The following is a 12,640-nucleotide window of genomic DNA, read 5'->3' as shown; positions in this document are numbered from 1 at the left end:
AGGCGCTGAAGAGGGGGCACTCCCCCGCGAGCGGGAACCGGTGCGCCGTCTGTAAGAACAAGCACACGGAGTCCGGCCCCGCGAGCATCGTCCGCGTGCCGGACAGCAGACCAGCTGCACGAGCATCCGCCAGCACGTTAGAACCGCTAGCTATGAACTTTTTTTAGTCCAGGTAGTCGCGCAGTACCTGCGAACGCGACGGGTGACGGAGCTTAGACATGGTCTTGGACTCGATCTGGCGGATTCGTTCGCGGGTCACGCCGTAGACCTTGCCGATTTCGTCGAGGGTCTTGGGCTGGCCGTCGGTCATGCCGAAGCGCATTGCGACCACGCCGGCTTCACGCTCGGAGAGGGTGTCGAGCACGGAGTGGAGCTGTTCCTGCAGAAGGGTGAAGGACACTGCATCTGCGGGGACGACTGCTTCGGAGTCTTCGATGAGGTCGCCGAATTCGGAGTCGCCGTCTTCACCGAGGGGGGTGTGCAGGGAGATGGGTTCGCGGCCGTACTTCTGGACTTCGATGACCTTTTCGGGGGTCATGTCGAGTTCCTTGCCGAGTTCTTCGGGGGTGGGTTCGCGGCCGAGGTCCTGGAGCATCTGGCGCTGCACGCGGGCGAGCTTGTTGATGACTTCTACCATGTGCACGGGGATGCGGATGGTGCGGGCCTGGTCTGCCATTGCGCGGGTGATGGCCTGGCGGATCCACCAGGTTGCGTAGGTGGAGAACTTGAAGCCCTTGGAGTAGTCGAACTTTTCGACGGCGCGGATGAGGCCGAGGTTGCCTTCCTGGATGAGGTCGAGGAAGAGCATGCCGCGGCCGGTGTAGCGCTTGGCGAGGGAGACGACGAGTCGCAGGTTAGCTTCGAGCAGGTGGTTCTTGGCTCGCTTGCCGTCGTGGATGACCCAGCGCAGGGCTTTCTTGAGTTCTTTGTCCATGTCGGGGTTTTCGGCGAGCTTGTGCTCGGCGTAGAGGCCTGCTTCGATGCGCATGGCGAGGTCGACTTCCTGCTGTGCGTTGAGCAGGGAGACTTTGCCGATCTGCTTGAGGTAGTCCTTGACGGGGTCGGCGGTTGCGCCGGGGGTGACGACGCGCTGTGCGGGTGCGTCGTCGTCGTCGTTTGCGGTGAGGACGAAGCCGGAGCCCTTGGCTGCTACTGCTTCTGCGGCCTTCTTTTCTTCTATTTTGGCTGCGGTTTCTTCGTCTTCTTCGTCGGTTTCGTCTTCGCCGTCGGTGGTTTCGAGTTCTTCGTCGAGTCCGAGGTCGAATTCGTCGTCGCTCTTTTTGCGGCGGCCACCGGTCTTGCGCTTGGTTGCGGTTTTGGTGGTGGTGGTTTTGCGGGTGCGCTTGGGCTTGTCTGCCTCGGTTTCGGCAGTAGTTTCGGCAGTGGTTTCAGCACCGGTTTCGGCGGTTGCGCCGGTGGTGTCTTCGGTTGCCGCTGCGGCTTTGGTGGTTGCCTTCTTGGTGCGGGTGGTCTTGGTGGTGGTTTTTGCGACGGTTTCTTCGGTTGCGTCGCCGGTCACGGTCTTCTTGCTGGTTGCAGGTGCCACTAGAACCCTTTCTGGCTTGTGGTGGGGTGCTTTGTCTGCAAAACACCTAAGACCCTGTCAAGTCTGTGCTGGCGTCCTCGGTCGGGGTGTTTGCTGCGTTTGTCCGGTTTAACGCTGTGGGGGGCGGGTTTTATTCCGCGTGCGTTGGGTGGTTTGCAGGGTTCCGTTGCTCGTTGTGTGGAGCGGTTTGAGGGCGCGTTATAGCGCATTGACTGTACGGGGTCAATATATAAGTATTGCAGATTTTTGGTTGCTTTCAACTTGACGCGCTGTTTGGGTGGCTTGTGGGCCTGGTTTTGGGTGAGTGCGGCTGTGTGCGGGAGGGGCGTGCCCGGTGGCGCGCCCCTCCCTCGTTTTGTACCTCGCTTTTAGGTGCCGGTTTTAGGTGCCGGGCTTTTAAGGTTTTCGGGGTTTGAGGGTGCTGATGGGTTCGCGGTGTGTTCCGGGTTCGCCGCAGATGGTGTATTTGATCCAGGCGGGTAGGTTGCCTGCGTTGAGGTGTACATCGAGGATGTTGAGGTCCTTTCCGAATGTGTGGCGGTGGGCTTCTTGGCGGAGCATGCGGGCGTAGGTGCTGTAGCCCTTGTACCAGTTGGCCCAGGCTTGGGTGTTGCGTAGTTCGGCGTATTCTCCGTCGGTGCTGTGGGGTGTGAGCAGGCTGGTGAGTAGTTCGAGTGCGTTGAGGCGTGCCCAGTGGGGGCTGTCTAGTTTTCCTTTGAGGGCGTTGAGGTAGTGGGTGTAGACGGCGTGGTGTTTGGTGAGGTATTCGCTGTTGGTGCAGCTTTCGTCGATTCGTTGTTGGAGGCTTTCGAGTTTGTTGTGGGCGTTGTGGTCTTTGGAGTGTTCCTCGAGGCGTGGGAGCAGGTCGCGGCTGATGGTGTTGAGTTCGGCGGCGCTGGCGAGGTCGGCGGGGGTGAGGTTTTCGAGTGCCCAGCCGTTGAGGTTGGTGTGCTGGTTGCTGCGGTTCTGTTGAATGCTGCGGCTCTGCTGAATGGTGCGGTGGGTGCGGCGGATCCAGTCTTGCCATTGCACGCATTTTTCGGGCACGGCGCGTACGTGTGGCTGTTCGGTGCCTACTGTGGCGCTGAGTGCGTGGGTGAAGCTGGCGGGGATGTAGGTTTTGCGGGTGATGCGGGTGCCGTAGCGGGGTGGTTCGAGCGGCGCGCGGTCGGTGCTGGGGTATTCGCCGCCGAAGGCGTGGTAGGTGTATTGGGCGGAGTAGTGCAGGTAGGCGAGCGCTTTTTGGGCGTGGTTGAGCCCGTAGCCGGCGAGGTAGGTGAGCATTTCGGCGGTGATGGGGTTGAGGGTTGCGGGCGCGATGGAGGCGCGTAGGTGCCCTGCGACTTCGGCGGGGATGAGTTCACGGAGTGCGTCGCCGATAGTGGGCGCGTCACCGGTGATGGGGTTGCCCGCGTTATCGACCGGGTGGGTGGTGAGCAGGTGCGCGGCGGCGTTGATGGCGGCGTCCCAGTAGCAGAGGTCGATTTGGGCTTGGCGGTAGATGGTGCGGACGCTCTGGCGGGCTTCGTCGTGGCGGGTGGTGTGGGTGTGGTCCCAGAGTTCTACGGCGTTTTCCCAGTCGTGGCGGGTTTCGGGGTTGGCTGTGGGGTCGGTGTCCCAGTGGCTGTGGGCGTAGTTGTGTTGGGCGGTGTCGGCGATGGTGTCGCCGTGGCGGGTGAGCCAGGTGTAGTAGCTGCTGTGGCGGATTTCTTCGATGGGTGCGAGGAGGGTGAGTGCTTGCTGTTCGGGGTTGAGCGCCCAGATGCTGGCGCCGCCTGCGTAGATGACGTCTTCGCAGCGTAGTTCGCTGACGATGCGCGGGTCGTGGAGCAGGTGGAGCCATGCGTTGATGGGGATTTGGGTGTCGACGTCCTGTTGGATTTCTTCGATGGCGGCAAGTTGCGCGGTGTTGGGGTGCAGTTGGCGTTGGCGTACGGTGTTGTCGCCGTCGATGATGATGGCGTAGAAGCGGGTGAGGGTTTCGCCGTTGTGGTGGGTGGGGAGTTTGGTGAAGGTTTCGTGTAGGAAGTCGGCGCGTTCGCTGTGGGTGCAGGGTTCGTCGGGTAGGTTGACGCGCAGGCTGGGGCCGAGGGTGTCATCGGTTGCGGTGAGGATGATGAGTGAGTGGTCGGGCCAGTAGCCGTGCTGGTGGAGGGCGCAGCTGAGCACGTCGTATTCGTTGCGGATGGGCGGGGGCGTGTCGTAGCCGCTGTGGAAGTGGTCGCTGTTGGGGGTATTGCCGTTGGGGATGTTGCCATTGGGGATATTATTTGCGTTCATGCCTTCACGGTGGCATGGTTTGTGCGGGTGCTCAGGTTAAACGAATAAATCTGTGGATACTTCGGTTCATGTGTCCGTTGGTTCCACAGATTTATTCGTATTGTTCGTTTGTTTACCGGGGTTTGTCCACAGCGGCGCGGGGTGCCGCGTCATATTCCGTCATGCAGAGTAAGGGCGCCCCGAGTGCTTTCCCCTACTGCGCACGCTTTACTGTTCGTCGAGGAACCGCTCGAAGAGCGCACCAATCTCGTCGCGGCTGGGCACGTTGTGCGCGTCGCGGCGCGAGAGGGGAACCGCAATGTCGGAGGTGCGGAAGTTCTCGTCGTAGTTCTCTTCCATGGTCGTGATCATGCGACCAATTTCGGGGTTCTGCTTGACCTGATCGTTAATCTGGCTGTGCACGTGGCGTGCGGCTTCGCGCAGGTTCTCGGTGGGTAGCGAGAGGTGCGCGGCCATGCCCACGTGTTCGAGGGCGGTGAGGGTGCCCTGCGGCAGGTCCGCCTCCGAAATGTACTGGGGAATGTTCACGCCGAAGCCGACGGTGTCGATTCCGTTTTCGGTGAAGAGCACTTCCAGCAGGTTGGTGACGGTCGCGTGCACGTCCGCGCTGGGCTTCCACGGGGAGATGCCGCGAATCAGATCCTTGCGGGAGCCGTGCGCGGTAATCGGGAAGGGGCGGGTGTGCGGCACCGGCATGGGGAATGCGGAGACCAGCACGACCAGGGAGGGCTTGACCCGCTGGGCGATGGTCAGCACCGCCTTTTCGAAGCGCTGCCACTGCAGGTCCGGTTCGGCGCCGGTGAGCAGCAGGAACGGCTTGTCGAGGCTGTCTTCTACGGCGTAGAGCTTCAGCTGCGGGTATTGCGGCTGTTCAAAGTGGTCTTTTTCGTAGCGGATGTAGGGGCGGCGGGCACGGTAGTTGTGTAGCTGGTCGCTGTCGAACTCGACGATTTCAATATTTTTGAGTTCGCTGAGCAGCACCTGTCCGAGCTGGCCTGCGGTGGAGCCTGCGTCTTGCGGACTGGAGAGGGCGATGACGAGGGTTAGCCCGTGCATCCTGGGGTCGTCCAATATTTTGGTGTTGGCTAAGTAGAGATCTTCGGGGTTGAGCATTACGCCTCCTCACTTCTGTCTGGTTCGCGCCGCGTTCGGGGTGGGCTTAGTGTTTCTGCCGGTACCCGAGGTGTTGGGGCGAAGGGGCGTCTTCTGTTATCTGACGCTTTCCGTAGTCTTTCATTTTATGCCACTACTGCCCTGTCTCAACAGTGTGCGGGCTTTTCTCGCAATAGGTGAACTTGTTTGGTGTCTCGTCGACGTTCTTAAGGTGCTGCAGCTCGGCTTCTTGTGCATTTTTTCTGTTCTGCCAGCTGTTTGGGGTGAGAGCTGAACCTCACACCCTCCTACATATCCGTGTAGAGTAGAAGCAGTAGTCCGCGCGGCTTTGCGCGGCGGTATTCATCCTCACTCTTCGAGGGCCTACAGTTGAGTTTTTCGGGCGCGAGGATGTGCCCCGACTATTTTGAGAAGACATACGCAAAGGAGTAACGATGTCTCTGTCTCTGTCTATTCACAGCACCGACCTTGAAGCGCTCGAAGCTGACGTTCTGGTTCTGGGCGTTTTGAAGGGTTCGGACGGTGCGTACCTGGCGCCGAGCTCCCTGTCTGAGGACTCTGTTGAGGGTATTAACGAGCTGCTGGAGGCGCTGGGCGCCTCGGGTGCCCCCGATCAGCTGCTGCGTCTGCCCGGCCTTGAGGACACCGGTGCCGGCATTGTGGCGCTGGCGGGTCTGGGCTCTGATACTGCTGAGGGTCAGGAGCGCCTGGATGCTCTGCGTTACGCCGCCGGTTCTGCGGCTCGTCAGCTGGCTGGTTCCGCTGAGGAGGTCGCTTTCGATTTCGGCGTTTCTTCGGTAGAGGAAATTGAGGCTATTGCTCACGGCGCTGTGCTGGGCAACTTCATTGAAGAGGGTCTGCGTTTCAAGACCAAGGATTCGATCAAGGAAGAAATCGAGTCCATTCTGATTGTTTCTTCGATTGATCAGGAAGAGGCTGAAGAGGCTCTGGTGCACGGCCTGGTTCTGGGCGAGACCGCTAAGGACGCTCGCCGCCTGGTGAACCTGCCCCCGTCGCACCTGTACCCGGAGACTTTCGCTGAGTTCGCTGCTGAGGTCGCTGAGGATTACTCGAACATTGAGATTGAACTGTTCCACCACGACCGCCTGGCAGAGGAGGGCTTCGGCGGCATTTCCGGTGTTGGTCAGGGTTCGCCCCGCAAGCCGGTTCTTGCCGTTGTGAAGTACACCCCGGAGAACCCGAAGGCTCACGTTGCTCTGGTTGGTAAGGGTATCACCTTCGATACCGGTGGTAACTCGCTGAAGCCTGCCGCTTCGATGATGACCATGAAGTGCGATATGGCTGGTGCGGCATCGGTTCTGAGCGCTGTGGTTGCTTCTGCTGAGCTGGATGTTCCGGTTGCTGTCACCGGCTACCTGTGCCTGGCTGAGAACATGCCCGGCGGTCACGCACTGCGCCCGGAGGACATTATCACCATGCGTGATGGCCGTACCGTTGAGGTGCTGAACACTGACGCTGAGGGCCGCCTGGTCATGGCTGATGGTATCGCCCTGGCTTCCGAGTCGAACCCGGACGTCATCCTGGACATCGCTACCCTGACCGGTGCCGCTATGGCTGCTCTGGGTCTGCGCACTGCGGCTCTGCTCGGTGACGAGGAGATTCGCGACCGCGTGATTGCAGCCGGTGCAGCTGCGGGTGAGGCTTACTGGCCGATGCCGCTGGAGTCCTACCTGCGTAAGAGCCTGGAGTCCCCCGTTGCTGACATCAAGAACATTGGTTCCCGCTACGGTGGCGCGCTGACTGCGGGCCTGTTCCTGAAGGAGTTCGTGGGCGAGGGCATCCCCTGGGCTCACCTGGATATTGCGGGCCCCGCGTTCAATGAGGAGTCCCCGTACGGCTTCACTCCGAAGGAAGGCACCGGTTTCGGTACCGCTACCCTGGTGAACTTCATCGAGTCCTACGCTAAGTAGTCTGATTGGCTGGGCGCGCGCCCTAATTGGCGCATCCTAATTGGTGCCCCTTATCTGGTGCGAGCCGCACAGCATAGAGCTGATCGGAGGAGGGCTTTCCGGTATTTCTACCGGGGAGCCCTCCTCTGCGTCTGTTCTCGGACACGTTCTGTGCGACCGCTGTGGTGCTCCTGTCATCGCACTGTTCTATGACGCGCCGCTTTTCTTGCGTGGTGAAAAATTTACGGTGTTTGGGCGATTAATCGGCTAAAACCGCCCTGAGTGAACTTAAACGACCGTCAACGGGGGTATTGTTGTATTAAGTGTTTTTCTGCGTACGCGGAGGGGCGCGCGATTTTTTGTAAGTCGCGGGCCTTTCGCGCATGCTGGGAAACCTACCAATAAATTGGTAAAGAACTCATTGCAGGGGTCTTTAGCCCCCACAACTATGCAAGGGAGCAATATCGTGGCTCAAGAATTCGACATCCTCATCCTCGGCGGCGGTTCCGCTGGCTACTCTGCAGCTATTCGCGCACGCCAGCTAGGCTTCACCGTCGGCCTGATCGAGAAGGAAAAGGTCGGCGGCACCTGCCTGCACACTGGCTGTATCCCCACCAAGGCGTACCTGCACGCTGCTGAGCTGGCAGAAGAGGCACGCGAGGCGTCCAAGGTTGGCGTTAACGCTGTGCTGCAGTCCATCGAAATGGGCAAGGTTCGCGATTACAAGGACAACATCGTCTCCGGTAAGTTCAAGGGTCTTGCAGGCCTGCTGAAGATGAAGGGCGTAGAGGTTATCCCCGGCGAGGGTAAGCTGACCGCTCAGGACACCATCACCGTCGGTGGTGTTGAGTACAAGGGTAAGAACATTATCCTGGCATCCGGCTCGGTCTCCAAGACCTTCGGTCTGCCCATTGAGGGTCGCGTTCTGACCTCCACTGAGGCACTGGAGATGGACTACCTGCCCAAGAGCGCTATCGTGCTCGGCGGCGGCGTGATTGGTTGCGAGTTCGCATCCATGTGGAACGCTATGGGCGTTGACGTCACCATCATCGAGGGCCTGCCGAACCTGGTTCCCAACGAGGACCCGGCAATCATCAAGGTTCTGGAGCGTGCGTTCAAGAAGCGCGGCATCAAGTTCAACACCGGCACCCTCTTCGAGAAGGTTGAGCAGGACGCTAACGGTGCTAAGGTCACCCTGGCTGATGGCAAGGTCTTCGAGGCAGAGATCGTTCTGGTTGCTGTTGGTCGTGGCCCGAACACCGCAAACATGGGCTACGAGGAGCAGGGCATCCCCATGGATCGCGGCTTCGTCCTGGCTAACGAGCGCCTGCACACCGGCGTTGGCAACATCTACGCTGTTGGCGACATCGTCCCCGGCGTTCAGCTGGCTCACCGCGGTTACCAGCAGGGTATCTTCGTTGCTGAGGAAATCGCTGGCCTGAACCCCTCCATCGTTGAAGACGTGAACATCCCCAAGGTCACCTTCTGTGACCCGGAGATCGCTTCCGTTGGTTACTCCGAGCCCAAGGCTAAGGAGAAGTTCGGCGCTGAGAACGTTGAGACCGCTGAGTACAACCTGGCTGGTAACGGCAAGTCCGCTATCCTCGGTGCTACCGGTATCGTGAAGGTTGTCCGCCAGAAGGACGGTCCCATCGTTGGTGTTCACGCTATTGGTAAGCGTATGGGTGAGCAGATTGGTGAGGCTCAGATGTGGGTTGCTTGGGAAGCATTCCCCGAGGACGTCGCTAAGTTCATCCACGCACACCCGACTCAGAACGAGTCCCTGGGTGAGGCTGCAATGGTCCTGAACGGCACCCCGCTGCACAGCGCATAAATTTTGCTGACTGGCGTTAGCGCGTCAGCTTAGTATTGACGACCGTTGGTCGTTAGCGGTTGCCGGGCGTGTCCGCTGAACAACGCCCCTATCTGGATGCGCGTCGACGTGCTTTGACGCATACGGCGCGCATCCGGGTCGCCGCTCACATTTTTCTAGTTCAAGCATTCACAAGGAGAACGGGAAAGATTATGTCCCACACCGTAGTACTGCCCGCACTGGGCGAGTCCGTGACCGAGGGTACCGTTACCCGCTGGCTCGTTGAGGTCGGCGACACCATTGAGGTTGACGCACCCCTGGTTGAGGTTTCCACCGACAAGGTTGACACCGAGGTTCCCTCCCCCGTAGCAGGCGTTGTTGAGCAGATTCTCGTCCCCGAGGACGAGGACGTCGAGGTTGGCGCTGCTCTGGCTATCATTGGCGACGGTTCCGGCGCTGCTGCTCCGGCTGCTCCCGCAGCTGCTGAGGCTCCCGCAGCTCCCGCTCCGGTTGCTGAGGCTCCCGCTGCACCCGCTGCTGCTCAGGCTGCTCCCGCAGCTGCTGCTGCAGGCATCGAGGTCGTACTGCCCGCACTGGGCGAGTCCGTCACCGAGGGCACCGTTACCCGCTGGCTGAAGGAAGTTGGCGAGCAGGTTGAGGTTGACGAGCCCCTGGTTGAGGTTTCCACCGACAAGGTTGACACCGAGGTTCCCTCCCCCGTAGCAGGTACCCTGCTCGAGATCCGCATCCCCGAGGATGAGGACGCAGAGGTTGGCCAGGTTCTGGCTATCATCGGCGACGCTTCCGCTGCTGCTGCACCGGCTGCTCCCGCTCCGGTTGCTGAGGCTCCCGCAGCTCCTGCAGCACCCGCTGCTGCTCCGGCTGCACCCGCTGCACCCGCAGCTCCTGCAGCTCCTGCAGCTCCCGCTGCACCTGCCGCTCCGGCAGCTGCTGAGGGCGAAGCATACGTGACCCCGCTGGTCCGTAAGCTCGCTAAGGACAACGGCATCGACCTGTCCACCGTCAAGGGCACCGGTGTTGGTGGCCGCATCCGCAAGCAGGATGTTCAGGCTGCTATCGCTGCTAAGGGTTCCGCTGCTCCCGCCGCTGCTGCTCCCGCTGCAGCTGCTGCTCCGGCTGCTGGTTCCGCAAAGGCACCGCACACCTTCGAGGTTTCCCCCAAGCGTGGCACCGTCGAGAAGACCGCACGTATCCGCCAGGTTATTGCAAAGCGTATGCGTGAGTCCCTGGACATCTCCACCCAGCTGACCCAGGTCACCGAGGTTGACGTGACCCGCATCGTTCAGCTGCGTGCAAAGGCTAAGGACGGCTTCGCTGCTCGTGAGGGCGCTAAGCTGACCTTCCTGCCCTTCTTCGTCCAGGCATCCGCTGAGGCTCTGCAGCAGCACCCCGCTCTGAACGCTTCCATGACCGAAGACTACAAGCAGATCACTTACCACGGCTCCGAGAACATCGCTATTGCTGTGGACACCCCCAAGGGTCTGCTGGTTCCCGTCATCAAGAACGCTTCTGACCTGGGCATTGCTGGCCTGGCAAAGGCTATTGGCGACCTGGGTGGCCGCGCACGCACCGGCGACATCTCCCCCGAGGAGCTGTCGGGTTCGACCTTCACCATCACCAACATTGGTTCCTTCGGTGCACTGTTCGACACCCCGATCATCAACCAGCCGAACGTTGCAATCCTCGGTACCGGTTCCATCGTGAAGCGCCCCATGGTTGTTAAGGATGTTGACGGTAACGACGTTATCGCTATCCGCTCCATGTGCTACCTGTCCCTCACCTACGATCACCGCGTGGTCGACGGTGCGGACGCTGGTCGCTTCCTGCACACCCTCAAGACCCGCCTGGAGGAGGCAAACTTCGAGTCTGAGCTGGGCCTCTAAGACCTGCAAAGATTCAAGGAAGTTTCCTTGTGGCGGTGCCCTGATGGGTAGCCGAGTGTAGCTCTCCGGGTTTTCCCGGACAGTGAGCAAAAAGGCGGCGGTTCCATCCACTTCGGTGGGTGGGGCCGCCGCCTTTTGTTGTGTCCGCGTTGCTACGGTGTCAGTTACACGGTGTTAGTTACGCGGCCTCAGCTATGCCGGTACGGGTTCGGCGCGGGCTATCTCCCAGCCTTTCTCCCCGCGGTGCAGGTCGAAGATGACTTTCTGGCGGGTGACGCCGTTTTCTTCGCTGAGCTTGCGGGCTTCCCGCTCGGTTTTATCGGCGCGGTAGCCGGGCACGGAGACTACCGCCATCACGCGGATGTTCTCGCTGTCGCGACTGAGTTCTTCGGCGGTGTCGACGGTGAGCTCTGCGCCGCCTCGGGCACGGCGTTCTTGGTTTCGCTGGTCGATGAGTGCGCGTAGGATCTGATCGCCCTGTGCGCTTTTATCCTGCGCGGCTGTATCCTGTGTGCTCTGATCCTGTGTTTCCGTGCCGCCGGGCTCCTGCTCCCCCGCAGTGTTCACGGATTGAGCGGATACGGGCTGCGCCGTTGCCGGAGCGTTCTGCCCGTAGAGGGTGAACCCGAGAGGCAGCGCGATAGCCCCCAGTGCGAGCGCGGCTACGCCCAGACGTACGGAGGGACGGCTCAGCGCACCGCGTAGCGCCGTCAGGCGGGATGTGCCTGTCGCTTCTGCGTTCTTTAGGGCGGACGGCGCGGTCTCTGCGGGGCTCTTTGTGAAGCTCACCGCAGGGCTCCCAGTGGGAGTCAGTGGCTTAGAACCTGCGGTAGCTGCGCGCCCCGATTTCTTCACACCCGGCTTCTTCACGTGTGGCAAACGTTCCGCCAGGTAGCGTTGCGCCTTCTGCGTCTTTGAGAGCTTCTGTACCGGCGCGGGCTCCACAGCTACGGGAATGAGGGCGCGGGCTCGTTCTGAACAGCTCAGGTAGACGTTGAGCGGGCGAGGCGGCACCTCCTCCGCCAGGGCGACCACGGAGCTGAGCCCTGCGAGCGCCGCCTCCTGGGCGGGTGCGTCCAGCAGGTATTCGAGGGCTCTGCCGAGGCGCTCAATCCACTCGCTGTTGGGCGCCCCTTCGGTTGCGGTGTCGGCGGCTCCCATGCGCTGTGAATCCATGCGCAGTGAGAGGGGTACGCGGGCGGTGGAGGGTTCCGGCGCGTGCCCGCAGGCGGCTTGCCAGAGCAGGGCTGCTGCGGAGCGTGCGTAGTTGCCCCGAGCGGCGGTGAGCTGTTCTCCGTCTTGAGGGGCCGTTTCACGGTAGACGGCGTCAGGTAGCAGGAGTTTGGGCACTCCGGCGGCGCTCAGCGCGATGTATTCGGCGCTTAGTTCGGCGCGCCCCTCCCCCACCTTTTTGAGGCTGCCGAGCGCCCGGTGCAGGGTTCGTGCCAGGGTCATGAGCTCGGCGGGTGTCAGGGTGCGAGCGCGCAGGAGCTTGTCGAGAGTGCCCGCGTCGAGGGGCTCGTACCAGAGGCACAGCCGATTGGCGCTATCGGCGCTCCCACTAGTAACGGCGTGGAGCTTGGCGAGTCCGGGCGCGTTACGTAGGGCGGCGGCTACTTGCGGGGTCTGGGCGTGCCGCTGAGCGGATGCATCCGTGTTTTCCTCGAATCCGTACCCGTTGGCTGCCGCGCGCAGAGTGGGCGCGGCAGGAGCCAGCTGGGCGGAGGGAGCTGGCGGGGCGGGGTGAGAAATGGTGCGCAGGGTGTAGCGTTCGGGGTGCGCGGAGGTTACGGAACGTGTAGCGGGCGCACTCTCGGTGGTTTCGCCCCGGTACTCGACAATCTGCAGAGTGGGTAGAGCCGGGTTGGCGATGCTTTCCAGAACGTGTGCTTCTTTGCTTCTCATACCATTATGTTATCAAATTGCATCAAACAATATCTTTAAGCACTCTAAAATAGTTCAAATACTCCAAAGGACCCCAAAGGTTAATTCAGGCATTTATCTGCTCATTCACCCCCTCCCCTTGAGCACACCCTCACGTAACATTCCGACGTGTTCGCTCATCACGTGATTC

The 12,640-nt window shown here is 61.0% G+C and carries 7 protein-coding genes; 3 read left to right on the top strand and 4 right to left on the bottom strand.

Translation table 11 applies throughout. The features are described 5' to 3' along the window. Positions 1–163: 163 nt before the first annotated feature. The 3 genes from HMPREF2980_RS04920 to HMPREF2980_RS04910 all read right to left on the bottom strand — a co-directional run bounded on the left by HMPREF2980_RS04920 (position 164) and on the right by HMPREF2980_RS04910 (position 4,939). Complete coding sequence (locus tag HMPREF2980_RS04920; RefSeq protein ID WP_070690459.1) at positions 164–1,546, bottom strand: RNA polymerase sigma factor; 1,383 nt, start codon at positions 1,544–1,546, stop codon at positions 164–166. Positions 1,547–1,942: 396 nt separating this feature from the next. Further along, the gene (locus HMPREF2980_RS04915) at positions 1,943–3,826 is read right to left on the bottom strand and encodes a metal-dependent hydrolase (protein ID WP_070690456.1); all 1,884 of its coding nucleotides are present in this window, start codon (positions 3,824–3,826) and stop codon (positions 1,943–1,945) included. 207 nt (positions 3,827–4,033) lie between these two features. Continuing rightward, positions 4,034–4,939 carry a PAC2 family protein gene (locus HMPREF2980_RS04910; RefSeq protein WP_070599423.1) on the bottom strand — a complete coding sequence of 302 codons (906 nt, stop codon included), beginning with the start codon at positions 4,937–4,939 and terminating at the stop codon, positions 4,034–4,036. Positions 4,940–5,373: 434 nt separating this feature from the next. On the opposite strand from HMPREF2980_RS04910, the gene HMPREF2980_RS04905 reads away from it, so the two are divergent. From HMPREF2980_RS04905 to sucB, 3 genes are all read left to right on the top strand, one after another. Further along, on the top strand, positions 5,374–6,870 hold the full coding sequence (locus tag HMPREF2980_RS04905) for a leucyl aminopeptidase (RefSeq protein ID WP_070642706.1): 1,497 nt from the start codon (positions 5,374–5,376) through the stop codon (positions 6,868–6,870). Positions 6,871–7,297: 427 nt separating this feature from the next. Next, complete coding sequence (gene lpdA, locus HMPREF2980_RS04900; protein ID WP_044142607.1) at positions 7,298–8,683, top strand: dihydrolipoyl dehydrogenase; 1,386 nt, start codon at positions 7,298–7,300, stop codon at positions 8,681–8,683. A gap of 191 nt (positions 8,684–8,874) precedes the next feature. Continuing rightward, on the top strand, positions 8,875–10,566 hold the full coding sequence (gene sucB / locus HMPREF2980_RS04895; protein WP_049349541.1) for a 2-oxoglutarate dehydrogenase, E2 component, dihydrolipoamide succinyltransferase: 1,692 nt from the start codon (positions 8,875–8,877) through the stop codon (positions 10,564–10,566). Positions 10,567–10,758: 192 nt separating this feature from the next. On the opposite strand, the gene HMPREF2980_RS04890 is transcribed toward sucB, so the two are convergent. Further along, positions 10,759–12,471, bottom strand: a complete 1,713-nt coding sequence (locus tag HMPREF2980_RS04890; RefSeq protein WP_070690453.1) for a peptidase — start codon at positions 12,469–12,471, stop codon at positions 10,759–10,761. Positions 12,472–12,640: the final 169 nt, after the last annotated feature.

The sequence above is a fragment of the Rothia sp. HMSC076D04 genome (genome assembly GCF_001814645.1).
Taxonomy (GTDB): domain Bacteria; phylum Actinomycetota; class Actinomycetes; order Actinomycetales; family Micrococcaceae; genus Rothia; species Rothia mucilaginosa.
This window is presented reverse-complemented; position numbering and strand designations above follow the sequence as displayed.

What these genes read in the sequence shown, in the direction of transcription:
- HMPREF2980_RS04915 (WP_070690456.1), bottom strand. Translation starts at nt 3,826, where the DNA reads ATGAACGCAAATAATATCCCCAATGGCAACATCCCCAACGGCAATACC.
- HMPREF2980_RS04910 (WP_070599423.1), bottom strand. Translation starts at nt 4,939, where the DNA reads ATGCTCAACCCCGAAGATCTCTACTTAGCCAACACCAAAATATTGGAC.
- HMPREF2980_RS04905 (WP_070642706.1), top strand. Translation starts at nt 5,374, where the DNA reads ATGTCTCTGTCTCTGTCTATTCACAGCACCGACCTTGAAGCGCTCGAA.
- lpdA (WP_044142607.1), top strand. Translation starts at nt 7,298, where the DNA reads ATGCAAGGGAGCAATATCGTGGCTCAAGAATTCGACATCCTCATCCTC.
- sucB (WP_049349541.1), top strand. Translation starts at nt 8,875, where the DNA reads ATGTCCCACACCGTAGTACTGCCCGCACTGGGCGAGTCCGTGACCGAG.
- HMPREF2980_RS04890 (WP_070690453.1), bottom strand. Translation starts at nt 12,471, where the DNA reads ATGAGAAGCAAAGAAGCACACGTTCTGGAAAGCATCGCCAACCCGGCT.